The sequence below is a fragment of the Natronosalvus caseinilyticus genome (assembly GCF_017357105.1).
Lineage (GTDB): Archaea > Halobacteriota > Halobacteria > Halobacteriales > Natrialbaceae > Natronosalvus > Natronosalvus caseinilyticus.
Genome location: NZ_CP071596.1, coordinates 144,910 through 168,430 on the forward strand (window position 1 = coordinate 144,910; position 23,521 = coordinate 168,430).

A 23,521-nucleotide genomic window follows, 5' to 3' on the forward strand; every position below is an offset into this window, starting at 1 on the left:
CAGGGACCGTTATAACTCGAAGTGGCCAACGGTCGTAATCGAACGCGACGACCGGCGCACCGATCCGAGACGCGCACGAGGATTTTTGGCCGCAACGGTCGACGCTACGGACGTGAGTCGACACCTCCTCGTCGCCATGGACGACTCCGAGCCGGCCAGAGCGGCCCTCGAGTACGCACTCTCGACGTTTCCCGAGTCAAGAGTGACGGTGATCCACGTCGTCGACAATCTCGAAGCGGGCTACGGCGGCGGACCGACCGCCGAGGCAGCCCGCGACCAGGACGAACCCGCGTTCTTCGGAGACGTCCGCCAACTCGTCGAAGGCCACGCGGGTGACGTCGCACTCGAAGTGCTCGAGGGGACCCCCGTCGACGCTATCCTCGAGTACGTGCGCTCGAACGACGTCGACGGCGTCGTCGTCGGAAGTGAGGGCCGTTCCGGCGTCTCGCGGATGCTGCTGGGAAGCGTCGCCGAGGGCGTCGCCCGGCGGGTCGAGGTTCCGGTGACAATCGTCTGACTCGAGGCCGGAATCCGATTTGTCGTCCCCCTTCGGGTCGTTCCGATATGGTCGGGTTTCGAGGGAGGGCGAATGCTATATATTTTATAGTAATACCGTTCTCGAGCGGCGGGCGAAACCGGCGTTCCTTTTTATCCGCAATCAAAATGACGGGTGATGGACGACCGCGTGGGGACGACGCTTCACACCGGCCTGTTACTCGCCGTGACCGGCGCGCTCGCGTGGCTCTCCGGACTCCCCCTCCTCTTTCCGAGCCTGGGCCCCTCGGCGTTCGTCCTCGCACTCTTCGAACGCAGCGAGGCGACCCGTCCGCGGCGCGTCGTCGGCGGCCACCTCATCGGCGTCGTCGCCGGATTGGTCGCCTATCACGTCGTCGCCGGCGACTCCGCTATGACCGTGGCCTACGAGCCAGCCTCGCTCGAGGGACTGCGCCTGGCGACCAGCGGCGTACTCGCGACGACGGCCACTGCAGGCGGCATGCTCGCGACGGACACCCGCCACCCGCCCGCGTGCGCGACCACGCTAATCGTCTCGCTGGGGCTGCTCTCGACGGTCCTCGAGGGAGCGTTTATCGTGCTCGCGGTGGCGGTGCTGGTCGGGGTTCATCGGTCGATACTGGCTGTCACCAGCTGACGGCTTCCGCGTACTCGAACGCGTCTAGTCGCTCACTCGAGCGCGCTCTCGACGAGGCGCCGCTCGGCCTTCCGCAGGTGTTCGCCGACAGTGCTCGGCGCGCACTCGAGGACGGCCGCGAGGTCCTCGTGGCTCGCCGTTCGCGGCACGTCGTAGTAACCGTGCTCGAACGCGGCGGCCAGAACCTCACGCTGACGAGCGGTCAACGATCGGCCGCCCGCGAGCCGATCGGCGCGGTACGGGCCGACCTCGAGGATCGTCGCCTCGAGCGGGTCCGGAAGGTCGGTGAGCGTCGTCGAAAGGTCCGTCTGGGTGCCAACGACTGTCAGCTCGACGCTCCCGTCCGCCCGGAACGTCGCCGGCAGCAGGACGACGAGGCTCTTTCGGGTGAGTCGCTCTCGAAGCGCGCCGACCGCCGGCGGTGCGCGGAACCTGACGTAGGCGAACACCGAGCCCGCCTCTGCACCGGCGACGTCCCACTCCAGGACGTCGGACTCGGCCTCGAGGACGGCACGGACGGCCGCCGCGGTGCCGTCGATCGAGAGCGAGTACGTCGGCGTGTCCGTGTCAGCGACGCCGCCAGCGAGCAGGTGAACCGCGTCGACGTCCTCGTGGGCCGCCAGGGCCGTCACGGGCGTCTCCGGACCCGACGCAGCGATACGAACGCGAGCGTAGTGCATGAGGGGAAGCGTTCGCCCACTATATATAAAACACCGTGTCCAACCGGCACCAGGGCTACGCCCCGAGGCGCACCGAACTCGAGTATGAACGAGTCGATACCCGCGCCCGGCGGCCTCCCGCTGCTCGGGAACGCGCTGTCGATCGGTCGAGACCCGTTCGGGTTCGTCGAGAACGCCGTGGTCAACCACGGTCCGGTCTTTCGCGTCTCCGTGCCGGGGCTCTCGTTCGTCTGTTACGCAGATCCCGCGCTCGTCGAACGGGTCCTCGTCACCGAGCGCGACCGCTACGAGAAGGACCCTCGTGAACGGAACCTGCTCGGTCCGCTCCTGGGCGACGGCCTCCTGACTGCGCGAGATGGAACCTGGGAGCGCGGGCGCGAGCAGGTCCAGCCAGCGTTCTATCCCGGTCGATTGCGGGCGTACGGCGAGGTCATGCTCGAGCGAACCGACGGGTTCGTCCGGGATTGGTCCGACGGCCAGCGCGTCGACGCATACGAGTGGGCACGAGAGCTCACCCTGTCGATCGTCGGAACGGTCGTCTTCGGCGTCGAGGGCGTCGAGGAGATGCGGACGATTTCCCGCGGTGCCGACGCCATCACGGGCCGGTTCGAACCCTCGAGCGTGCCCCTCGAGGTCCCGCTCTGGGTGCCGACGCCGGCGAATCGTCGCTACCGACGAGCCGTTGACGACCTGGACGGCGTCGTCGCGGATCTGCTCGATCGCCGGCGCGCGTCGCCGGATTCCGGAGCCGATCTCTGTGCAACGCTACTCGCGGCGGCCGACGATGGCGCGATATCGGACGAACGGGTCCGCGACCACCTCCTCACCATGCTGCTCGCCGGTCACGAGACGACCGCCATCGCGCTCACGTACGCGATGGCATTGCTGGCGACCCACCCGGACGAACAGGCGCGCGTGCTCGAGGAAGTGCGCGAACCGGAGACCATCGACGCTGGTACTGCGTTGCCTCGCACGGACCGAGCTATCCAGGAGACGCTTCGGCTCTATCCGCCGACGTACCTCCTCTTCCGGCAGGCCGCCACTGACGACGTGGTCGCCGGCTACGAGATTCCGGCGGGTACGAGGATCTGCCTGCCCCAGTGGGGCATCCACCGGGACGAACGCCTGTTCGACGCGCCCCGTTCGTTCCGTCCGGATCGGTGGCTCGACCCCGACGCCTACCCCGACTTCGCGTACTTCCCGTTCGGCGGCGGGCCGCGTGCCTGTATCGGCCGCCGGTTCGCCCTCCTCGAGTTACGACTCGCGCTGGCGACGATCCTGCGGACGGTTTCGCTCGAGGCGACGCCCGAAACCGAGTGGTCGCCGACGCCGGCGCTGACGTCTCGTCCAGACGGACCTGTCCCGGTTCGCGTCCGGCGATAGCAGGAACGTACCGCGCCGCCACGTTCCCAGGTCACCACTCCTCGAGCAGCGGGTACGCCGCGTGCTGGGCCGCCGAGAGCAGGACTCGATCCTTCTCGTAGCCGTGGGCGATCGACTCGACCATCCCGTCGCTGTCGGTCAGGGGCACCTGGCGGACGGCCGTCCCGCGTTCGTCTACCTCGAGGACGAGCAGGGCGTGGGGAAACGAGGAGACGGCCGGAACGGTGAGTTCCCGAACGTCGTCGCTCGATTCGATCGCCGGAAAGTGGAGGTGGCCGGTGACCACCAGGCCGACGTCGTGGTCGGCGAGCACCTCGAGCAGGGGTTCGGGGTTCGAGAAACCGGGGACGCGCCCCTCGACGGGCAGCTCGTCGCGCCAGCGCTCGTAGAGTCGGCCGGTCGCGGGGAGGTTGTGGTGGATGGCGACGAGCGTCGCGTCGGCGGGCGTCGTCTCGAGGGTTTCGTCGAGCCACATCAGCGTCTCGGCGTCGACGCGTCCGTCCCAGGTCTCGGCGGGCGAGTCGGGTTCGGCGGCGTGACTGTCGAGGCCGATCACCTCGAGACCACCCACGCGAACCCGGAACGGGAGGCCGTCGGGCGTGTAACGCGCCTCGAAGGCCTCGACCGGCAGCGACTCGCGTTCGTCGAAGGTCGTCGGCTCGTCGTGGTTTCCCGGAATCGCGACCGTCGGTGGGTCGAACGTCGCGAGTTCGTCGAAGCGGTCGAACTCCGCCCGCGTCCCGTTTCGCGTCAGGTCGCCCGCGAGGAGGACGCCGTCGACGTCGCGCTCGTTGACCGCCTGAACGGCCGCCCGGAGGTGGCGTTCGGTCCGGTGAAAGACCTTCCACGTGCCCGTCGCGTCGGTCGCCAGGTGTACGTCCGAACCCACCGCGAGCGTGGTCGGTTCCGAGGTTCGTGGCCGCTCGAGGCGAGCCAGCAGTTGGCCGGCGTGGAGGCGAGCCATCGTGCTGGCGAACCACGAGGAGCGGGATAACGCTTCGCACGGGTATTTCTCACCACTTTCGCGCAGCACTGGGGTCTCAAGCGGCGAACCGCCCCGTTCCGTCGGCCTTATCGTCCCCGCCTCACATGCATCGAGCAGTGACCGAGTGGAACCAGTACCGCGGCGACGAGCGCAAGACGGCTCGACTCGAGGTGGACGCGAGCCTCGAGGAACTCCGTCGAAAGCCCGTCGAGCGCTGGACGGCCGATCTCCGGGATCCGGTCGGCTGTCCGCCCGTCGTCGGCCGGGACGGCGTCTACGTCGGAACGACCGGCGGAGACCTCTACGCGCTCGATTTCCAGGGCCGACGGCGCTGGGTGTACGAAACGGACGCATCGACGCTCCTGACTCCCGCCGTCGACGGCCAGGTCTACTGCTGTCTCGAGGACGCGCTGGTCGCGCTCGAGGCCGAAACGGGCGACCCCGGCTGGACGCGCGAGGCGACGGGGCTCTACACGACGCCGCCGACGCTCGCGGGCGGCCTGTTGCTAGTGGGAGACGCCGAGGGTATCACCGCGATTCGCGCAGAGACGGGCGAAGAAATCTGGACGGCCGACCTCGAGGCCCCGCCGGTCGGCGCCATCGCCGTCGACGACGAGCGAGCGTACGTCGCAGTCCAGGACGAGTCGGTTGCCGCGATGGACCGCGACTCGGGCGAGGAAGTCTGGCGCGCTCCGGCCGACGGAGTCGTCGTCGGCGGCCCGACGCTCGCGGACGACCGCGCCTACGTCGCCGACGAGAGCGGGACGGTCCTCGCACTCGACGCGGAGACGGGCCAGACCTGGTTCACCTACACACTCGACGGCGCGTTCACCTCGGCGCCGACCGTCCTCGAGGGCGCGGACACGCTCTTCGTCGCCGCCGACGACGATACCCTCCACGTGACCGACACGACGTTCGGCAATCGCAAACTCCGCGGACTCCTGTTCTCGAAACCCGGCCTCCCGCTCGACGACGCGCCCGCCACCGATCCGATCGTGGTCGGCGACGTCGTCCTCGTCGGCGACCGCGGGGGCGGCCTCTACGGCGTGGACGCCGACGATCCGGACTTCCGCTGGCACATCCCGCTCGAGGCGGGAATCGCGAGCACGCCCGCGCCCGCGTTCGAGGTGGACTCGTTCGACGACGAACCCTCGAGCGCCTGTCTGTTCGTCGGGGACGAAGGGGGTCGGCTTCGCTGTCTCGCGTGGGACGCCGATCGGTGAACCGACAGTACTGCCTCGTACGCCCCTCGGCGCGCCCCTTCCTATAGAAACTCTCGCCTCCCGCTCGAGAACGCCCCCTTCACGTCCACCACTTTCACTTACACTCTACTGTTAACGAGGGTTTATACCCCATCCGGCACAACGACCGGGTATGGCAGACGTAGACCTCGAGACGCTCCCCGGCGTTGGACCGGCAACCGCAGACAAACTCACCGAAGCCGGCTACGACTCCTACCAGAGTCTGGCCGTCGCCTCCCCCTCCGAACTGTCGAACACCGCCGACGTCGGCGAGTCCACCGCGGGCGACATCGTCCGCGCGGCCCGCGACGCTGCGGACATCGGTGGCTTCGAAACCGGCTCGACCGTCCTCGAGCGCCGAAACCAGATCGGTAAACTCACCTGGAACATCGACGAGATCGACGAGCTCCTCGGCGGCGGCATCGAAACCCAGTCCATCACCGAGGTGTACGGCGAGTTCGGTGCCGGAAAGTCCCAGGTCACCCACCAGATGGCCGTCAACGTCCAGCTTCCCAAGGAGGTCGGCGGCCTCCACGGGAGCGTCATCTTCATCGACTCCGAGGACACCTTCCGTCCCGAGCGAATCGACGACATGGTTCGCGGACTCCCCGAGGAGGCCATCGACGCCGCCCTCGAGGACCGCGAGATCGAGGGATCGGCGGGCGACGAGGAGGCAGTCGACGAACTCATCGCGGACATGCTCGAGAAGATCCACGTCGCGAAGGCGTTCAACTCCAACCACCAGATGCTGCTGGCCGAGAAAGCCAAAGAGATTGCCGGCGAGCACGAGGACTCGGAGTTCCCCGTTCGCCTGCTCTGCGTCGACTCGCTGACCGCCCACTTCCGGGCGGAGTACGTCGGCCGTGGCAACCTCGCGAACCGCCAGCAGAAGCTCAACAAGCACCTCCACGACATCGACAAGGTCGGCAACCTCTACAACGCCGCGGTCATCGTCACGAACCAGGTCACCTCCAATCCCGACGCGTTCTTCGGCGACCCGACGAAACCCATCGGTGGCAACATCCTCGGCCACAAGTCCACCTTCCGAATGTACCTCCGCAAGTCCAAGGGCGACAAGCGGATCGTCAAGCTGGTCGACGCCCCCAACCTCGCCGACGGCGAGGCCGTCATGCGCGTCCAGGACGGCGGACTGAAGCCCGAATAGGCCAGTCGTAGGCCAACTCGCACCGCTCTTTTCCTCTCCGGCCCGTTCTTCGAACATTGCGAGCGCTCGCTATCTATGCTCGAACGAGGTGGCGGCGCTCTCGCTAGCGACGCGTGGCGGTAGCAAAAACGAGCGTCGGTGTCGGTCCGTCAGTCGTCCTCGGTCGTCGTCTTCTCGGCCTCGAGTTCGCCGCGGTAGATCTCAGCCCCGTCCTGGGCAACCTTTTCGGCTAACACCGCGCACTTGATCCGCATCGGCGAGATTTCGACGCCGAGCATGTCGACGATGTCGTCGCGGTCCATCTCGAGCAGTTCGTCGATCGTGGTGCCCGGCAGCTCCGTCGAGAGCATGCTCGCCGACGCCTGGCTGATCGCACAGCCGTCGCCGGAGAAGGCGACCCGTTCGATCGTCTCGCCGTCGTCGGCGAGGACGACGTCCATGCGGATCTCGTCGCCACACATCGGATTCTCGCCGACGTGGGTGAACGTGGGGTCCTCGAGTTCCCCGTAGTTGCGGGGGCTCTTGTAGTGGTCGAGGATCTGCTGCCGGTACATATCGGAGCCGAGTCCCATTTGCCGAGACGTAGGTCGGTGGCGTGGAAAAGGGTTCCGGGGGCGCTCGGGAGCGAACGGCCCGGAGATGGTTCGCGGGCCGGTGGGGTTTCGGACGAGCGGTCGTGGTCTTGGTCTTGGTCGCCAACTTGCTCGTTCGTCTCGGGCGGGCGCACACAACACGCGTCGGCGATGGCGAGGAGGCCGACGGTCGAGGCCGCTGCCAGCGACTGGAGAACCGACAACGCGGTCGGAATCGTTGCCGCGAGCGCAACCGCGTACGCGGACGGAATGATCCCGAGCGTGAGGTCGTGCCTCGAGAGGACCGAACCGCCGCTTATGGCGGTCTCGAGGGTTGCAACGATGCGATTGCCGACCGGTCGCTCGCGAGTCGTCTCTATCATCGTACTCACTTCGACGCCCGACCTACCGTCGCTCGAGGGAAAAGCCGAATCGTTGCATTGTTTCTCGGCGTGTTACTCGTTTCCAGGCGACAAGGCGCCCATACTCGCTCGTCTGAGGGTGACGAACGGCGCCACTCGCGTGAGAGAACGCTCGAGCCGAAAAACGCGTTCAGGCGAACAACTCGCGCGCGCCGTCGATCGCTTCGACGAGCGCGTCGACCTCCTCGCGCGTGTTGTAGACGTAGAAGGACGCTCGCGCGGAGGCCGCGACGCCGAGTTTGTCGTGCAGCGGCTGGGTGCAGTGGTCGCCCGCGCGGATGGCGACCGCGTGATCGTTCATGATCGAGGCCAGGTCGTGGGCGTGGACGGACTCGAGGTTGAAACTCACCAGGCCGCCGCGGTCGGGGCCGGGTTCGGGGCCGTACACCTCGATGTCGTCGAACTCGGTCAGCCGGTCGTAGGCGTACCTCGCCAGGTCCTCCTCGTGAGCGCGGACGCGGTCCATACCGATGTCCTCGAGGTAGTCGATCGCCGCCTCGAGGCCGACGGCTTCGGCGATGGGCGGGGTGCCGGGTTCGAACTTCCAGGGGAGGTCGGCCCAGGTCGAGTCCTCGAAGGTGACCTTTTCGATCATTCCGCCGCCGTAGAGGTAGGGCTCGAGGTCCTCGAACAGGTGTTGTTTCCCGTAGAGGACGCCGATCCCGGTGGGGCCGGCCATCTTGTGCCCCGAGAAGGCGTAGAAGTCGGCGTCGATGGCCTCGACGTCGACGGGCCGGTTCGGAACGGCCTGTGCCCCGTCGATGAACGCGTAGGCGCCGTGGTCGTGAGCGAGATTCGCCAGTTCCGAGACGGGGTTGACGGTCCCGAGCGCGTTCGAGACGTGGACCGCCGAGACGATCGCGGTGTCGTCGGTGACGAGGTCACGAGCGTGGTCCATGTCGAGGCGCCCGTCGTCCGTGATCCGGACGTACTTCACGTCGGCCCCGGTGCGCTTTGCGATCTGCTGCCAGGTGACCAGCGAGGCGTGGTGTTCCATCTCCGTGAGAACGACCTCGTCGCCGGGGCCGAGCTCGGTCAGTCCCCAGGCGTACGCGAGCAGGTTCTCGCTCTCGGTCGTGTTCTTCGTGAAGATGATCTCCTCACGACCCGCCGCTCCGATGAACTCGGCGACCCGGTCGTGGGCCTCCTCGTAGAGAATCGAGGCCTCCTGGCTGAGGTGGTGAATGCCCCGGTGGACGTTCGCGTTCGATTCACGGTAGTAGTCGCTCATGGCGTCGACGACCTGGTCAGGAGTCTGGGTCGTCGCCGCGTTGTCGAGGTAGACGAGCCGACTCCCGTCGAACTCGCGCTCGAGGATGGGGTAGTCCTCGCGGACGGACGCGACGTCGAGGGGGTCGACGCCTTCGCGCTGGTGCTGGTGGCTCATTACGCGAAGACAGGCGCTGGAGACAAAACACTCCTTCGGTCGGTTGCAGGTTCGCCGCGATCTGAGACGGGGACCGGTACGACTTCGAGCCGGTCCGAGATCAGGCGTCGACCTCGAGTAAGCGCGCCTCACAGTCGTCGCAGGTGATGGCGTAGACCTCGTAGGAGCGACAGCACGACTCGACGGTTTCGGCGTCGATCGAGATGGCCCCGCCACAGGCCGGACAGGTCTCGATAAAGGCGCGTAGTCCGCTCGCGAGCTGGCTCCGCTGATCGGCGGGCAGGGTCTCCCACCCCGGCACGCGCTCGGCGAGCACCTCGAGCCCGGCGAGGTCGGCGACGAGGGCGGCGTCGGACTCCCAGCGGGCGGCGACGTAGCCGTCGACGCGGACGACGACTGGATCGTCCGGGTGCTCGCCGCTGACTTCGATGGCCTCGGGGTCGGCCTCGAGCAGGGGGCCGAGTTGCTGGGGTCGGTCACCGTCCCGAACCGCGTCCATGCGCTCGTGCCACTCGTCTCGGACGCCCTCGCGGAGACACAGGTCGTCCTCGTCGGCGCAGGGTTCGACGACGTTCGCCTCGAGCAGCGTCTCCTCCGGGGTGAGGGTCGTTTCGCGCTCGTGGATCGGGTCGGGTCCGTGGCCCGCCGTGGCGTCGGGTTCGGAGTCGGTCTCGAGCCCATACCCCGCCGGCGCCTTGTCGAACTTCGCCAGAAGCCAGTCGGGGAAGTACCGTTTCGTCAGCGCGGGCGTGCCAGGCACGAGGTAGCCGCGAACGTAGATCGCGAACGCGGACGCGGCGAACACCGCGATGCCCGCGAGTGGGACGACCACGCCGACGGCGACCGCGAGGATGCCGGCGATGACGACGTTGACGGCGGTACACGGCGTGCACCGATTCTCGCCCGTGTACTCGGGCTGGCGCAGTCGGTCGATCGTTCGAGAGAGGCCTGCAGACATGTTCGTCACGTCGACTGGTGGGATAAAAAATACGTCGGTGGTTCATCAATCCACCTACGCGCCCGTTTAGTCGGTCACAGGTCAGGATCGAACAACCCCTCGACGTCCCGCCGCTTCGCTCGGCGGCGCTCGACGTGAGCCGAGAGCCGATCGTACACCAGCGCGCGGTCGGCCGATTCGCGGACGAAGTCCTGGACCAGTGCCAGGAAGCGACTGGTCGCCCGTTCGGCCTCGAGGTCTGCCCGGGCGAACGCGACCGCGTCCTCGAGGACCGTCTCGTCGTAGCCGAACTCCTCGGCCAGGACGCCCGCCGCCAGGAACGTCGCCTCGAGGTCGAGATCCGCCAGTTCGAGCGCCGCGCCAGCGTGCTCGAGGGCCGGTGGGCGACGGCGCTCGATCACCTCTGGATCGCTCGCGAGGGTTCGAAGGGAGCGGCGGACGGCAGCCACGTCGATCCTCCGATACTCCGCTGGCAGGTCCTCGAGGTACTCGTGGGCGCTCGCGGCCAGCCCCGTCGCCCCCGTCCAGTTTCGGTTCCGGGCGTGGTGGATCGTCGCGGTGAACTGGATCAACCCGTGGAGCAGGCGCTCGTCGTCGGTACCCGCCTCGAGGTCGAGCCAGTGGGCCTCCCAGGCGTCGTGGGCGGCGTGGTAGTAACCATCGTTGTAGATGGCGATGCCGGCCCGGAGCGCGTCGCGCATAGCCGTGGGTATCGGGCCGAGCGCATAAAAAGCCGGATACGTGCCGCCTCCGGCGGGGCGGACAGGTCAGCGATGCGGGGACGAGCAGCCCACCGTCCGTATCGACTGATCGGCTGTTCTGGTCGACGGCCGCCCCGGGTCGAGCCGCCTCGAGGCGACCGACGGCCACCGCCGCCGATCGAGCGGTGAGGAAATCGACGAGGACGCACCACAAGAGTATGCGGTCGTTTGCGGATAGTAGGGACCGCCCAACCGTGCGTCTTGCCTGGCCGACCATCACATCCGCGTCAATCGTCTCGCCCGTGCTCACCGTTTCACTCCCTGCTTCGCGACTCGCTCGCAAACGCTTGATCAAGAAGTGCCGTCTTAGGCCTCGAACTCGCGTTCCTCACGGGTCGTTCCTCTCCGTTCGGATTTCCGAGACGTTCGTTCCTTCACGTCTCGCGTTCCCACCTGAACGTCCCGTTTCGCTGAATAACTTCGCCGTCTACCTCGAGGCGAGACTCCTCGCTCATATCTGTAATCATGTCGGTGTGGACGGCCGACTCGTTGCCCGTCTGGCCCTCCGGCAGGCAGGCGTCGTAGGCCCGACCAACCGCCAGGTGGACGGTGTCACCCATCTTCTCGTCGAAGAGGATGCTGTCGGTAAAGCGGTCGATGCCGCGATTCATGCCGATACCGAGTTCGCCCAGGCGCCGGGCACCCTCGTCGGTCTCGAGAATGTCCGTGAGTACGTCCTCGCCCTGGGCGGCCTCGTGGTCGACCACCTCGCCGGCTTCGAACTCGAGGCGGACGTCCCGAACGGCCTCGCCGTCGATGGTCATCGGGACGTCGAACGTGACGGTGCCCTCCGTATCGTAGGGCGCGGTGAACACCTCGCCGCTCGGGAGGTTGTGCGAGTCGTAGGCGACGGACGCGGCGCTGTTGACCGCCGTCCGGCCCTCGATCGACATGGTGAGGTCCGTTCCCTCCTTGACCAGTCGGACCTCCGACCCGGCGTCCAGGACGTCCTTCATCTTCGCCATCTCCTCGGCCAGGGCCTCCCAGTCCCGGAGGATGGCGTCGTAGGCGAAGTCCTGGTACTCCTCGTAGGCCATCCCGGCCTGCTGGGCGAGCGAGCGCGTCGGGTGGACCGTCGAGACCCAGCGGGTGTCGTAGCGCGCCTCGCGGACCCCCGAGCGCGCCGTGCGGTAGGCCTGGCGAGTCTCGCTCGGCACGTCGGCCATCGCCGCGGTGTTTCGTCCGCCCCCAATGGAGAGCACGACGTCGGCCTCTTCGTAGAGGCGGCGCTCGTACTCGGGATCCTCGTCGAAGTCGCCGTCGTGCGCCTGGAGGTACGCTCGAGTCACCTCGCCGGAGCCGTAGGTCGTGAGCAGGTTCGCCCCCCGCTCGCCGAGTTCTTCGGCGACGGCGACCGCGAGGTCGTGTGCCTCGGGGCCGACGGAGAGTACCACGTCATCGCCCGCCTCGATTCGCGCGCTCCAGTCGACCAGCACCGATGCGTGTTCGCGTACGCGTTCGTCCATATCTCACCTGACTCGAGTCGGGCACTAAATCCAGCGGTTCGCCTCGCGGCGGTGGCGGTTCGTATCGACACCAGGTGTCCGCTATTGCTATAGAAATTATAGTTTAATCGAATTCATCGCAGGCTCGAGATCAGCCTCGAGCGCGCCGATCAGACGGGTGTCGACGACGAATTCGAGTCCCTCGAACGGACGAACCCGACGACGGCGTAGACGACGGGGGTGTCGAGGAGGGCGATCAGCAGTTTGAGGAGGTACTGACCGACGATCAGAGTGGCGATGTCCCCGGGCTCGAGGACGGGACCGACGCCGAGGACCATCGGTGCGAGCGCGAACGCGACGGAGACGAAGATCACGGTGTCGATGGCCTGGCTGCTCGCCGTCGAGGCGATGTTGCGCAGCCAGAGGGCGTCCCCGTCAGTGTACTCGCGGATTTCGTGGAACACCCAGACGTCCCAGTTCTGGCTGACGAGGTACGCGAGCAGGCTCCCGGCGACGATGTTCGTCGACGCGCCGAGGACCGATTCGAAGGTGGCCGGATCCACGCTCGTCGGCGCGGCGGGGGCTGCGATGGTCGACCAGACGAGCGCCAGCAGGAGGAAGTTCATCGCGAACGCGACGTTGACCACGACCTGGGCGGCCTTCCGTCCGTACAGTTCCGAGTAGCAATCGCTCGCGAGGAAGGTGAGCGCGTATGCGAGCGCGGCACCCGGCAGGAAGAGTTCGTCGCCCGCGATTGGGAGGTGGAAGGGCAGTTCGAACGCGAGCACCTTCGCCGCCGTCACCTGAGCCGTGACCAGCGCCGTGACGAACACGGCGATGAGCGAAACCTGGACGGTCGTCGGCCCGGCTCGAGTTTGGGACTGGGACTGAGTCATACCCACTCCTCGCGAGTACACGGATAAAGTCGTAGCGAAAAGCTTCCTCGAGTATGACCCAGGGAATACCGGACCCAGAGTTCGCCCATCCCCGGGAATTATTTCGGTCGGTGGCGACGGAACGTTTGTATTCGAGATTCTGGACCGTCCGCGTTCCGAATCGGTCACAACATACGGATATTCCGGTCGTATCGGGTTTTTTACATCGAGGCCCGAGTGAACGGGACCCACGCAAGTCTTATCCGTCTATCGGCGTTGTGTTCAAAAGCAATGGCGAAAGGCAACGTTGATTTCTTCAACGACACAGGCGGCTACGGTTTCATTTCGACGGACGACGCGGACGATGACGTCTTCTTCCACATGGAAGACGTCGGCGGTCCGGACCTCGAAGAAGGCACAGACATCGAATTCGACATCGAACAGGCCCCCAAGGGTCCCCGCGCGACGAACGTCACCCGCCTGTAACACGGCTTTTCGTTCCGACGCCCGGATTTCACATTTTCACCATTTTTGACCGGCGAGCGACGCGTCCGTTGGTGCGCAGGAACGCAGTTACGTAGGTCTCAGAGACGCAGTTACGCAGTCGCTGAAGTGACTCGAGCGACCGGTAACCGCCACGTACCGTCGCGTATCGAGTCCGTACGGTCAGGTACGCGTGATATACCCAAACCGGTGACTGTCGTGGGCTGATCCACGTTCGTCGCCTCGAGGCCCGCTACTCGCGCTCGCGGGGTTCTCGAGCGGCGACGAGTCAGAATCACGCTCATGTCGCACACGCTACCCGATCGCTGGAAAGTCGTATCGCTCGCCGGCCTCACCCTCTTGCTCGCTGGCCTCACCGTCGGCGCCCTCGTCGGCGCGGGGCAGCTCGCACCTGCCACCGGTTTCGTCGACCCAGGTCCGGAGAACGTCAGCGAACCGGCCGCCGAGGAGCCGGTGCCCGAACGCGGGGACCCCTGGTTCGAGGCGGCCGCCGCCGACGGAAGCTGGATCAGTTACGTCAACCCGCGCGACGAGTACCGGACCCCGTATCTCGGGGACGGCTCCTCGAAAGTCTGCACGACGCTGGTCAACGAGGCAGGCGACCCGATCATGGGCGAAACGGTTCCGAATACGACCGTCACGCTCCAGATGGGCGAGTCCGTCGCGTGGCACTCCCACGCCGACCCGTTCGTCACCCGGTATCCGCTCACCGACCACTACGAGCGCCCGCTAGACGCCGACCAGTTCGGCGTCTCCGACCTGCCTCAGGGCGACGCCTACCTCGACAGCCACTGCATCGAGATTCACGGCCTCTCCGAGGAGGGTGACAGCGTCGAGTACGGCGAGGCCGTCGTCGAGGGCGAGCACGCCGACCGCATCGAGGTCGTCGGCTACATCCAGCAGGAACCCGCCGGCACCGGCTGGGACTCGAGCGTCGACCCCGTCGAGGACGCGGTCTCCTACGAGGAAGCCGGCGGTGGCTGGACGTTCACGCCCGACTCCTCCCACGGGCAGGTGACGGTGGTCTTGCAACTCGTCGACGAGACGGCTGGTGACGGTGATGGCAATGAAAACGGAGAGTCCGATGGAGGATCCGAAAACGAAACGGACGACTCGAGTTCGGATTCGGACGAAAATGATGGGAATGGATCCGATGGCGATGGCGAGGAGACGAAGGGAGACGGCGACGGTGCCGACGACAACGAAACGGACGACGGGACTGGGGCAGACGACCGCTCGAGCGACGGCCCCGTTCTAGAAGACGACCCCGAGGACGACGAGACCGCCGGCGCGAACGACGACGCTCAACCGGGCTTCGGCGCAGGAGTGGCTGGATTCGCGATAACGTCGCTGGTGATCGCGGCTATTGGACGGCGTCGCATGTCATCGTGAATCCACGGTTTCGTCGTGAATTACCAAGCGCCTCGTCGTGAATCGTAAATCCCGATTCGCACCCACTCGAGTGTGTGCCTGGTGCTGACGGTGGCCGATACCGCCGCAACAGGTTCGTTCAAGTGTGACACGCCCCTGGTACGAAATAGCATGCGCACGTGTCGAACTGACGGCGGAACGGCCGACGAACGGGACTGTCGGACGTGTGGAGAGTCCCTCGCTGACACACCGGATCAGCGGGTACTCACCGCCGTCGAGGACGAAGCGGTGGTCCACCGCCACTTCTGTAGCGACGAGTGCCTCGAACGCTGGCTCGAGTAGCACCGGTGGCGAACCAGCCTCGCTCGCTCTCGTCGCGTTTATACCCGCCCCGCCCGATGGCGAGTACGTGAATCCCTTCGAGACGCGACCCGACCGCGACGCCGAGGTCGTCCTGGTCGGCCGGTCGAACGTCGGCAAGTCGACGCTGATGCGAGAGCTTACGGGCCACAAATTCGACACCGGCGGCAAGCCCGGCGTCACCCGGACGCCCAACCACTACGACTGGACGGCCGAGGACTTCGTCATCACGGACCTCCCCGGATTCGGCTTTATGAGCGGCGTCGAAGCGGATCGCCAGGACCAGATCAAGACGGACATCGTCCGATACCTCGAGGCCCACGCCGATTCGATCCTCGTCGGCATCCTCGTCGTCGACGGCAAGAGCGTGGTCGACATCATCGACCGTCACTCCGGCGAGGACGAGATTCCCTACGACGTCGAGATGTTTCACTTTCTCCGGGAACTCGACGTGCCGACGGTCGTCGCCGTCAACAAGATGGATAAGGTCGACGACCGGGACGAGCGACTCGACGAACTGTGCGACCGACTGGGGCTCCTTCCGCCGTGGAAGCAGTGGCAGGACACGATCGCCCCGATCACGGCCAAACGGGGGCAGATCGACGCGCTCGAGGAGGCGGTTCGCACGCACCTGCACGAACAAAAACGGGACGATCTATTCCGATTCTTCTGACGACGAGTCCTCGCGCTCGCCGTCGCCGATTGCATCGACGGTGAACGCGAGTTCGGTGTCCTCTTCGAGCGTCAGCTCCTGTTCCTGGGGCTCGAAGTCGTTTTCGCTGTACTCGTCTGCTTCCACGGTGACGACGTACTCGCCTTCCTCGAGGGTCGCTTCGGCTACGCCTTCGGAGATGTCGGAATCGTAGATCTGTTGTTTGCCGAACGAACCGTCTGCCGGTTCGATGGTTACGATGACGCCCTCGGAGACCGTCTGGCCGTCCTCGTTTTCGATGGTGATAGTAACGGCGTACTCTTCGCCGTCGTCGGTCTCGTTGGCCGAATTATCGTCCGATTCGTTTCCACTGCCGTCGGAGTCGCTGTCGTTGTTGCCGTTGGAGTCGCTGGTGTTGTCGTCGCTGGTATTGTTGTTATCGCCGTTTCCCTCCTGATCATCGTCATCGCTCGTACAGCCAGCAAGGGGGAGGGCGACTACGGTCGCGAGACCGATACCGACCGTTCGGCGGGATACCTTTCGTGGCATATCGAATCGAAACATCAGCAAGTGAATAAGTCTTTATATTTATCCAGAATACCGGTCCTTCGTCACTCGCTTCTGGACGACTGGCCGACCGACTTTTCCATCCGCAAACACTCGAGGACGACGCCACCGGTCGACTCGTGGTCGACCCACTCGAGCCCCCGCCAGCCGTGGTGTTCGTAGAACTCGACGGCGTTTTTCGACGCGAGCAGCGTCAGACGCTCGAGTCCGGTCGCGCGGGCCGTTGCTTCGAGGTGGTCGAGGAGCGCTCGTCCCACTCCCGTTCGCGCGTGGTCGGGGTGGACGTAGACGGCCTGGACCTCGTCCACGCCGAACTCGAGGTGGCCGAAGCCGACGACCGTGCCGTTTCGCGTGGCAACGACGAAGTGTGCGGTATCCACGTCGACGGGGTAGCCGTCGGGCGACTTGTTGGCCGCCCAGGCGTCGACCTGCGCTGACTCGTAGGCGGCGACTCCGAGTTCGCGGACGGCGGCGACGTGGACCGACACGAGGGCCTCGCCGTCGGTCGCTCGAGCAGGGCGGATTTCGACCATACGGATCGGTACGGGACGAGTGCCACTGTGCCTGTCGATCAGGCAGACTCAACTGTCATCGTCGTCGATACCGTCACCGTCGGTTCCCCGTCACCGTCGCCGACACTGACATCACCACCGCCCGACGTCCTCACACCACCCGGTTCGTGAACGTCTCGCCAGCCTCGAGTCGACGGACGTTCTCCCGGACCAGGCCGGCGATGTCCCGGTAGTAATCGACGGTGAACGCTGCGGAGTGGGGCGTCACGATCACCTCGTCCATCGCCCAGAGGGGCGAGTCGGACGGGAGCGGTTCGGTCTCGAACACGTCGAGGGCCGCTCCCGCCACTTTGTTCGCCTCGAGCGCGTCGACGAGCGCCGATTCGTCGACGACTGGGCCGCGACCGACGTTGACGACGTAGGCGTCCTCGTCCATGGCCTCGAAGACAGCGGCGTCGAGCAGGCCGCGCGTCTCGTCGGTCAGCGGGAGCGTCGAGACGACGAAGTCGACACCGGAGACGGCCTCGAGCAAAGCGTCGGTCGTGTATATCTCGTCGAATCCGGGGACGTCTTCGGGGGTGCGACGGACGCCGCGCATCGAGACGTCCAGGGAGCCGGCGACTTCGGCGACGCCCCGACCGAGAGTGCCGGTGCCGACGACGCAGGCCGTCGTTCCGGGCAAGGTGAACGCCTCGTTCCAGTCTGGTTGGGTCCACTCCCGGCGCTGCTGGTTGGCCACGTGGCGGTGCAGCCGTCGGGAGAACGCCAGCAGGTAGCCGGCCACCGTCTCGCCGACCGTTCGGTCGTGGATGCCAGTGCTGTTGGTGAGGACCACGCCTACGCGCTCGAAGTCGTCCATCGGGAAGCGGTCGACGCCCGCCTGAATCGAGTGAACCCACTCGAGGTCGGTGAACCATTTCCGGTGCTCGAAGGTGACGACGGCATCGCAGTCGACGTCGTCGCGGTTCTCGTCCGCGACGAGCGAGACCGTCACGGGGAGGTCCTCGAGCGTTTCGATCAGTTCCTCGGGTGGAAACACCGTCGAGACGGACTCGTGGACGCCGAGGTGCTCGAGGTCGATCTCGGGCGCGGCATCGAAATCAGCCATGACTGGCGGTACGGACGACTGGTAGTTCAACGTTCCTGCAGCGAGTAGGAGTGGGCGGCTCGGGATAGCATCCCTCGTCACACGGGGCTCGGTGGGGGTAACTCCTCGTCACCGCCGCCCGCTCGTCGATACGAGTCGAGCGGCTTTCGGTCTATCGTTTCTCCTGCCAGGCTGCGAGTTCGCGCGCCTCCTCGACGAGGGCCGTGACGTCGTCGGACTCGAGGATACCGCGCTCGGAAACGAGTTCGTAGACGCACTCGGCGGGTGTCACGTCGAAGGTCGGGTTGGCGACGTCGATCTCGGCGTCGCCGTCGTAAACGTCGTTCTTCGAGCCGGACTCGAGGGCGACATCCTCGCGCGTCGATACCTTGTCGCTCGCGGCGACGACCGTCACGGGGATCCCTTCGTGAGCGGCCGCGAGCGCCAGTCCCCTGGTGCCGGTCTTGTTGACGACGGCGCCATCGGGGCGAATGGTGTCGGCCCCGACGACCACCCGGTCGATCGATTCGCGCGAGAGGAGCGACGCCGCGGCGGCGTCGGTGTGCAGCGTCACGGGGCGCTCGTCGGCCAGCGACTCGGCGACGTCGACACCCTCGAGTCCGGGCCGAGATTCGGCGACGTAGACGCGACTCGCGTCGCTCGCTCGAATCGCCTCGAGCACGGTGCCCGACCGCGAGAGCGTCATCACGGTCTCGGCCCCATCGAGGCGCTGGCTCGCCCGCGTTGCGGCCTCGTCGTCGGCGGTCACGGCGCGCTCGAGGACGGCGGTGGTCGCCTCGAGGACGGTGGCGGCGTCCGGGGTCGGGGTTTCGTCCTCGCTCGCCGCGTCACCCTCGTCGCCTTCTCGACTGGCCTCGAGCGCCGTCCCCATCGCCCGATCGACCCGGTTGCGGAGGACCGCCATCGACGGTCGGGCCTCGAGCAGTCGGTCGGCGAGGGCGGCGAGTTCGTCCCACTCCTCGTCGCGAGCGGGCGTCCGTCCGTCGTTCTCGAGTGCGTCGTCCGCACGCTCGGCAACGAGCAGTCCCGCCCGGTCTCGCAGGACCTCGAGGCCCCGGATCGAGAGCCACGCAGCGCCGTGGTCGGCGTCAGCGGTGATCGAACGCACAGTCGGCGCCACTCGCTCGTAGGCCGCCCAGAGGCCGGGAACCGTCTCGAACTCGCCTGTGAGAATCGCCGTCGGGTGTGCCCACTCGTGGGCGTCGTGTTCCTCGCTCGGGTCGACCTCGCGGGCGTCGCAGTCGAACAGGTAGGGGTGAACCACCCACTCTCGGCCGATCTCGGCGTCGGTCACCTCGAGCGGGCGACCCGATCGAACGAGCGTGCAGGCGTCTTCGAGGCCGGTTTCCTCGGCGATTTCCCGTGTCACCTGCGCGTCGGGGTCGCCCTCCGCGAAGCCGGAGACGGCGCCCCAGGTTCCAGTGTAGGTACCGACGGCGTCGCTCCGGCGCGCCAGCAGGATCTCGCCGGCGTTTCGGAGAAAGGCGGTGACGACGTGACTCGGTTCCGGTCCGTCGTCGTTCGTCGAATCGGTCATGCGAAAAACGAGGCGCGCTCGCGGGGTAGCGTTTTCGGATGCCGGTACCCATGGCCGTCACCGACCCCTCAGTTGCCGTCGCCGTACTCGTACTCCTCGGGATCCTCGACGCCCTCGGTTCGCGAGCCGACCCAGGCACCCAGCGAGAGGCCGTACACCAGGTGACCGGCGTGAAACAGCGCGAGTTCGTCCGACTCGAGTCGAATGTCGAGGATTTCCTTCAGCATGACCTGCGAGCCGAACGCCGACAGCGCCATGCCGTACACCGCACCCCAGACGAGGCCACGCTGTTCGGGTTCGATAGCCCGGTCGGCGTCGTACAGCGAGAACAGTGCGCCGAAGAGCGCGCCCGCCTGGATTCCGTAGACGAAGTGCAAGACGAGGCCGGCGACCGGGTGGTCGCTCGGATCGTCGCCGGTCACGTACCGGGACCAGAAGTTCGCCGACGGCGGCAGCGAGCGCAGGATCGGCAGGCGGAAGGCGGTCATGATCAGCGTCGCGACGAAGCCGGCCTGGACGCCTCGAGCAACGGCGTCGGCGACGTGATACTCGCGCGGGCGGTCGTCCGACTCACTCGAGCGACCCTCGGTCTCGGCGATCGAACGCAGGCGTCGGAGGCTGTCGGCGATGGGAGTCACGGTGTCGACCGTACCACGATCACGGCCTTAACCCCTCGGCGCGCACCTTCCGACACCGGTCACCGGGCGCAGCGCACCGGCTCTCGACGGCGACGGGACGTCGTCGGAGACGGTAGCCGGTGACGGTGCGTTTTTCACCCTCCTGACCCACCCCTCGAGTATGGAACTCAACGCGGTGCCGGATCTCCCCGAGATCCGCCCCGGCGACGACCTGGCGGAACTCGTCGCCGACCGGGCCGACCTCGAGGCCGGCGACGTGCTGACGGTGGCGAGCACGGTCGTCTCGAAGGCCGAGGGTCGAGCGGCGGACCTCGCCGACTTTCCAGCGGGCCCGCGCGCTCGAGAGATCGCGGCGCGGATAGAGGAAATCGCCGGCGAGGAGAAAGATCCCCGGTTCGCCCAGGCGGTCCTCGAGGAGAGCACGGAACTCGTGATGGAGGCGCCCTTCCTGCTGACCGAGACGCGCTTCGGTCACGTCTGCGTGAACGCGGGGATCGATCGCTCGAACGTCCCGGATCACGACCTGCTCCTGTTGCCGAAGCGACCGGCCGCGAGCGCCGAGCGGATTCGAAACGGGTTGCTCGAGCGCGGGACCGAAGACGTCGCCGTGATCGTCACCGACACCTGCGGGCGGCCGTTTCGTCACGGTCAGCGCGGCGTCGCCCTGGGCTGGGACGGCATGCCCGCGAGTCGCGACTGGCGTGGCGAGCACGACCGCGACGGCCGCGAACTGGGCGTCACCGTTCAGTCCGTCGTCGACGAACTCGCGTCGGCGGCGAACCTCGTGACCGGCGAGGGGGCGGACGGGACGCCAGCGGTCGTCGTCCACGACTGGGACTTCGGCAACCACGAGGGAAGCGACGCGCTCTTTCGTGACCTCGAGGGGGACTTCGTTCGCCAGGCGTTGCGGGAGTGGAGGTACGACGGCTGATGACGGCCGAGAACTCCGCCTCGAGCGAAGCGAGCGACGCGAACGATTCGAGCGATTCGATTGACTCGACCGGCGCGAGCGACGCGAGCGACTCGAGTCCCACCTGGGGAATCGAGCTCACCCCCGAACACCCGCCGGACCGGATCGCCGACCTCGCGGCCATCGCCGAAACCGAGGGCTTCGACGTCGCGTTCTCGAGCAGCCACTACTTCAACCGGGATCCGTTCGTGTCGCTCTCGCGGATGGCCGAGCGGACCGACTCGATCGCCCTCGGTCCCGGCGTCGTCAACCCGTTCCAGGACCATCCGGTGACGCTCGCGGCCCGAATGGCGACGATCGACGAGGTGTCGGGCGGTCGGGCCGTTTACGGCATCGGTGCCGGCGACCGCTCGGCGCTGTCGAACCTCGGCTTCGAGCACGACCGCCCCCTCCGTCGCGTTCTCGAGGCATTCACCGTGGCACGAGACCTCTGGGCCGGCGAGACCGTCACCCACGACGGGACGTTCACCGCCCAGGACGCCTCGCTCAACCTCGAGCCGACTGAGATCCCGGTCTACGTCGGTGCCCAGGGCCCTCACATGCTCCGCATGAGCGCGAAACACGCCGATGGCGTGCTCGTCAACGCCTCCCACCCGCGCGACCTCGAGTGGGCCGCCAACCAGGTCGAGATCGGCCTCGCGGACCGCCCCGACGACCGCGGCCCGTTCGAAGCGCTCGCGTTCTCGAGCGTGAGCGTCGCCGACGAGGAGGTCGCGGCGCGGGAGGCCGCCCGTCCGCCGGTCGCGTTCATCGCCGGCGGCGCCGCACCGCCCGTGATCGAGCGTCACGGGCTCGACGAGGCGGCGGTGGAGACGGTTGGCGGCCACCTCGAGGCCGGCGACCTCTCGGCGGCGTTCGAGGCCGTCACCCCCGCGATGATCGACGCGTTCGCCGTCGCCGGAACCCCCGAGACGGTGGCCGACCGGTTCGAGGCGATCCTCGAGTTCGTCGATGGCATCGTCGTCGGGTCGCCGCTGGGGCCGGACCTCGAGGTGGCGGTCGAGCAGGCGGCGTGGGCGCTCGAGCAGGCGCAGGCGTAAGACGGGCGACCGGGCCAGAAACAACTTGGTGACCGGGCCGGAAACGACCTACTCGAGCGAGAAGAGACTACCCAGTCCGCCGAGGGTGAGTACGCCGAAGACGCCCATGCTGAAGGCGACCAAGATCGCCCCGATCAGTAAGAGGAGGGGAGCGAGCCCCTCGCCGGTGGCGACGTTCGAGAACAGGTTGATCATTTCGATCAGGTTGCTGACGATCGGATCGAGGAACGGAACGGAAGCCATGTACGACGATTGTTAGCGATGGTACTTGGCGATATCGGTCTGGTCGATAGTCGACCGGATCTGAGCGATCGGTGTCGCTCGAGGTACGTCGTCTATCGTCGGCTCTGGCCAGGGTTCGGACTCGAATTCGAACCCGGCTCCAGAACTGCGCTCGTCGGCGTTCCAGTCACGAGCATCGAGTCGATGGTCTGGGAACGGCGATTCGGCTTCGACAAACAATATAAACCCCGGGCGTTTGTATCGGTACGCGTGACCGAGGACAGCCGACTCACCGACTACGTCCAGGACGAGGGGTCGTCCGCGGCGGCGGACACCGCGGAAGCGAGGACCGAAGAGGCAGGTGTCGCGGAAACTGATACCGAGGAGGCAGATGCCGCGAAAGTGGATACTGAGGAAGCGAGTACCGAGGAAAAAGCCGCCGCCATCTCGTTGGACGAAACACCTGCCTCGAGCGCCCAGAACACGGTCGAGGCGGACGAATCCGACCTGTCGTCGAGCGACCACGACGCCGGCCTCTCGACGTACGCCTGGGGAACCTACACCTGCAATCGCTGTGACTCGAGTGTCGACCGGGTCTGGCGAGACGACGGAGACCTGGCGTGTCCGTCGTGTAAGGAGTGGTGATCGGCGCGGAGATTGTGGCTCTACGGCCCTGCTCGAGGCCGATTGTGGTCAAAATCGACGAGAAAACGATCGACCGTCCCCTCCAGAAGCTTTATGCTTCCGTCCTCACTTAGTACGAATGCAATGGCGAAAGGTACGGTCGCATTCTTCAACGACACTGGCGGATACGGATTCATCGAAACTGACGACGCGGACGACGACGTGTTCTTCCACATGGAAGACGTTGGCGGTCCTGACCTCGAGGAGGGGCAGGAAGTCGAGTTCGACATCGAGCAGGCCGACAAAGGCCCGCGCGCGACGAATCTCGAGAGACTCTGAGTCAGTCGAGCCAGACGGAGGTATCGTTTTCTGATCGTTACGACGTGAGTGCC

Annotated in this window: 27 protein-coding genes and 1 pseudogene; 13 read left to right on the plus strand and 15 right to left on the minus strand. The window is 66.5% G+C overall.

Annotation, left to right across the window (positions count from 1 at the left end; genetic code table 11):
* Positions 1–112 precede the first annotated feature (112 nt).
* Both J1N60_RS00705 and J1N60_RS00710 read left to right on the plus strand, forming a co-directional pair.
* Positions 113–517 carry a universal stress protein gene (locus tag J1N60_RS00705; RefSeq protein ID WP_312909868.1) on the plus strand — a complete coding sequence of 135 codons (405 nt, stop codon included), beginning with the start codon at positions 113–115 and terminating at the stop codon, positions 515–517.
* A 156-nt stretch (positions 518–673) separates the two neighbouring features.
* Positions 674–1,150 (plus strand): HPP family protein, encoded by a 477-nt coding sequence (locus J1N60_RS00710; RefSeq protein WP_312909870.1) that lies wholly within the window; start codon positions 674–676, stop codon positions 1,148–1,150.
* 32 nt (positions 1,151–1,182) lie between these two features.
* Here the strand turns inward: J1N60_RS00710 and J1N60_RS00715 are convergent, their stop codons facing one another.
* Positions 1,183–1,830, minus strand: coding sequence for a helix-turn-helix domain-containing protein (locus tag J1N60_RS00715; RefSeq protein ID WP_312909872.1), 648 nt, complete (start codon positions 1,828–1,830; stop codon positions 1,183–1,185).
* 84 nt (positions 1,831–1,914) lie between these two features.
* On the opposite strand from J1N60_RS00715, the gene J1N60_RS00720 reads away from it, so the two are divergent.
* The gene (locus J1N60_RS00720; RefSeq protein WP_312909874.1) at positions 1,915–3,213 is read left to right on the plus strand and encodes a cytochrome P450; all 1,299 of its coding nucleotides are present in this window, start codon (positions 1,915–1,917) and stop codon (positions 3,211–3,213) included.
* Positions 3,214–3,244: 31 nt separating this feature from the next.
* Here the strand turns inward: J1N60_RS00720 and J1N60_RS00725 are convergent, their stop codons facing one another.
* Positions 3,245–4,177 carry a metallophosphoesterase family protein gene (locus J1N60_RS00725; RefSeq protein WP_312909876.1) on the minus strand — a complete coding sequence of 311 codons (933 nt, stop codon included), beginning with the start codon at positions 4,175–4,177 and terminating at the stop codon, positions 3,245–3,247.
* A 137-nt stretch (positions 4,178–4,314) separates the two neighbouring features.
* Here J1N60_RS00725 and J1N60_RS00730 point away from each other — a divergent pair, with 137 nt between their 5' ends.
* Both J1N60_RS00730 and radA read left to right on the plus strand, forming a co-directional pair.
* Positions 4,315–5,421, plus strand: a complete 1,107-nt coding sequence (locus J1N60_RS00730; protein WP_312909878.1) for a PQQ-binding-like beta-propeller repeat protein — start codon at positions 4,315–4,317, stop codon at positions 5,419–5,421.
* A 151-nt stretch (positions 5,422–5,572) separates the two neighbouring features.
* Complete coding sequence (gene radA, locus J1N60_RS00735; RefSeq protein WP_312909879.1) at positions 5,573–6,604, plus strand: DNA repair and recombination protein RadA; 1,032 nt, start codon at positions 5,573–5,575, stop codon at positions 6,602–6,604.
* Positions 6,605–6,753: 149 nt separating this feature from the next.
* On the opposite strand, the gene J1N60_RS00740 is transcribed toward radA, so the two are convergent.
* From J1N60_RS00740 to J1N60_RS00765, 7 genes and pseudogenes are all read right to left on the minus strand, one after another.
* The gene (locus J1N60_RS00740) at positions 6,754–7,176 is read right to left on the minus strand and encodes an iron-sulfur cluster assembly scaffold protein (protein ID WP_254158352.1); all 423 of its coding nucleotides are present in this window, start codon (positions 7,174–7,176) and stop codon (positions 6,754–6,756) included.
* Between the two features lie 203 nt (positions 7,177–7,379).
* Positions 7,380–7,559 (minus strand): annotated as a pseudogene (locus J1N60_RS20745) (hypothetical protein); the annotation flags it as partial.
* A 169-nt stretch (positions 7,560–7,728) separates the two neighbouring features.
* Positions 7,729–8,985, minus strand: coding sequence for an aminotransferase class V-fold PLP-dependent enzyme (locus J1N60_RS00745; protein ID WP_312909882.1), 1,257 nt, complete (start codon positions 8,983–8,985; stop codon positions 7,729–7,731).
* 100 nt (positions 8,986–9,085) lie between these two features.
* Positions 9,086–9,943: a DUF8054 domain-containing protein gene (locus tag J1N60_RS00750; RefSeq protein WP_312909883.1), complete on the minus strand. Its 858-nt coding sequence runs from the start codon at positions 9,941–9,943 to the stop codon at positions 9,086–9,088.
* Between the two features lie 74 nt (positions 9,944–10,017).
* Positions 10,018–10,644 carry a DUF309 domain-containing protein gene (locus J1N60_RS00755; RefSeq protein WP_312909885.1) on the minus strand — a complete coding sequence of 209 codons (627 nt, stop codon included), beginning with the start codon at positions 10,642–10,644 and terminating at the stop codon, positions 10,018–10,020.
* Positions 10,645–11,078: 434 nt separating this feature from the next.
* On the minus strand, positions 11,079–12,170 hold the full coding sequence (locus J1N60_RS00760) for an aminopeptidase (RefSeq protein ID WP_312909886.1): 1,092 nt from the start codon (positions 12,168–12,170) through the stop codon (positions 11,079–11,081).
* Between the two features lie 149 nt (positions 12,171–12,319).
* Positions 12,320–13,045: a queuosine precursor transporter gene (locus tag J1N60_RS00765; RefSeq protein WP_312909888.1), complete on the minus strand. Its 726-nt coding sequence runs from the start codon at positions 13,043–13,045 to the stop codon at positions 12,320–12,322.
* 270 nt (positions 13,046–13,315) lie between these two features.
* Between J1N60_RS00765 and J1N60_RS00770 the strand changes: the two genes are divergently transcribed.
* From J1N60_RS00770 to engB, 4 genes are all read left to right on the plus strand, one after another.
* The gene (locus J1N60_RS00770) at positions 13,316–13,510 is read left to right on the plus strand and encodes a cold-shock protein (protein WP_006087767.1); all 195 of its coding nucleotides are present in this window, start codon (positions 13,316–13,318) and stop codon (positions 13,508–13,510) included.
* Between the two features lie 300 nt (positions 13,511–13,810).
* Positions 13,811–14,920: a PGF-CTERM sorting domain-containing protein gene (locus tag J1N60_RS00775; RefSeq protein ID WP_312909904.1), complete on the plus strand. Its 1,110-nt coding sequence runs from the start codon at positions 13,811–13,813 to the stop codon at positions 14,918–14,920.
* A 150-nt stretch (positions 14,921–15,070) separates the two neighbouring features.
* Positions 15,071–15,241: a DUF7576 family protein gene (locus tag J1N60_RS00780; protein ID WP_312909906.1), complete on the plus strand. Its 171-nt coding sequence runs from the start codon at positions 15,071–15,073 to the stop codon at positions 15,239–15,241.
* A 67-nt stretch (positions 15,242–15,308) separates the two neighbouring features.
* Entirely contained in the window at positions 15,309–15,932 is a 624-nt protein-coding gene (gene engB / locus J1N60_RS00785) for a GTP-binding protein EngB (protein ID WP_312909908.1), read from the plus strand.
* Here engB and J1N60_RS00790 read toward each other — a convergent pair.
* From J1N60_RS00790 to J1N60_RS00810, 5 genes are all read right to left on the minus strand, one after another.
* Positions 15,915–16,460, minus strand: coding sequence for a hypothetical protein (locus J1N60_RS00790; RefSeq protein WP_312909909.1), 546 nt, complete (start codon positions 16,458–16,460; stop codon positions 15,915–15,917). The two genes, engB and J1N60_RS00790, sit on opposite strands and share 18 nt — an antisense overlap.
* A 62-nt stretch (positions 16,461–16,522) precedes the next feature.
* Positions 16,523–17,011: a GNAT family N-acetyltransferase gene (locus tag J1N60_RS00795; protein ID WP_312909911.1), complete on the minus strand. Its 489-nt coding sequence runs from the start codon at positions 17,009–17,011 to the stop codon at positions 16,523–16,525.
* 130 nt (positions 17,012–17,141) lie between these two features.
* The gene (ddh, locus tag J1N60_RS00800) at positions 17,142–18,098 is read right to left on the minus strand and encodes a D-2-hydroxyacid dehydrogenase (RefSeq protein ID WP_312909913.1); all 957 of its coding nucleotides are present in this window, start codon (positions 18,096–18,098) and stop codon (positions 17,142–17,144) included.
* Positions 18,099–18,249: 151 nt separating this feature from the next.
* Entirely contained in the window at positions 18,250–19,635 is a 1,386-nt protein-coding gene (locus tag J1N60_RS00805) for an eIF2B alpha/beta/delta subunit family protein (protein ID WP_312909914.1), read from the minus strand.
* Between the two features lie 68 nt (positions 19,636–19,703).
* Complete coding sequence (locus J1N60_RS00810; RefSeq protein WP_312909915.1) at positions 19,704–20,273, minus strand: DUF6789 family protein; 570 nt, start codon at positions 20,271–20,273, stop codon at positions 19,704–19,706.
* A 160-nt stretch (positions 20,274–20,433) separates the two neighbouring features.
* On the opposite strand from J1N60_RS00810, the gene J1N60_RS00815 reads away from it, so the two are divergent.
* Positions 20,434–21,204, plus strand: coding sequence for a coenzyme F420-0:L-glutamate ligase (locus J1N60_RS00815; RefSeq protein WP_312909916.1), 771 nt, complete (start codon positions 20,434–20,436; stop codon positions 21,202–21,204).
* Positions 21,204–22,283, plus strand: coding sequence for a 5,10-methylenetetrahydromethanopterin reductase (locus J1N60_RS00820; RefSeq protein WP_312909918.1), 1,080 nt, complete (start codon positions 21,204–21,206; stop codon positions 22,281–22,283). The genes J1N60_RS00815 and J1N60_RS00820 overlap by 1 nt, the downstream gene beginning before the upstream one ends.
* 48 nt (positions 22,284–22,331) lie before the next feature.
* Here J1N60_RS00820 and J1N60_RS00825 read toward each other — a convergent pair whose 3' ends face one another.
* Positions 22,332–22,526, minus strand: coding sequence for a DUF8024 family protein (locus tag J1N60_RS00825; protein WP_312909920.1), 195 nt, complete (start codon positions 22,524–22,526; stop codon positions 22,332–22,334).
* Positions 22,527–22,544: 18 nt separating this feature from the next.
* Here J1N60_RS00825 and J1N60_RS00830 point away from each other — a divergent pair, with 18 nt between their 5' ends.
* Positions 22,545–23,150 (plus strand): DUF7573 domain-containing protein, encoded by a 606-nt coding sequence (locus J1N60_RS00830; RefSeq protein ID WP_312909921.1) that lies wholly within the window; start codon positions 22,545–22,547, stop codon positions 23,148–23,150.
* A 123-nt stretch (positions 23,151–23,273) separates the two neighbouring features.
* Entirely contained in the window at positions 23,274–23,468 is a 195-nt protein-coding gene (locus tag J1N60_RS00835; protein ID WP_117362766.1) for a cold-shock protein, read from the plus strand.
* Positions 23,469–23,521 lie beyond the last annotated feature (53 nt).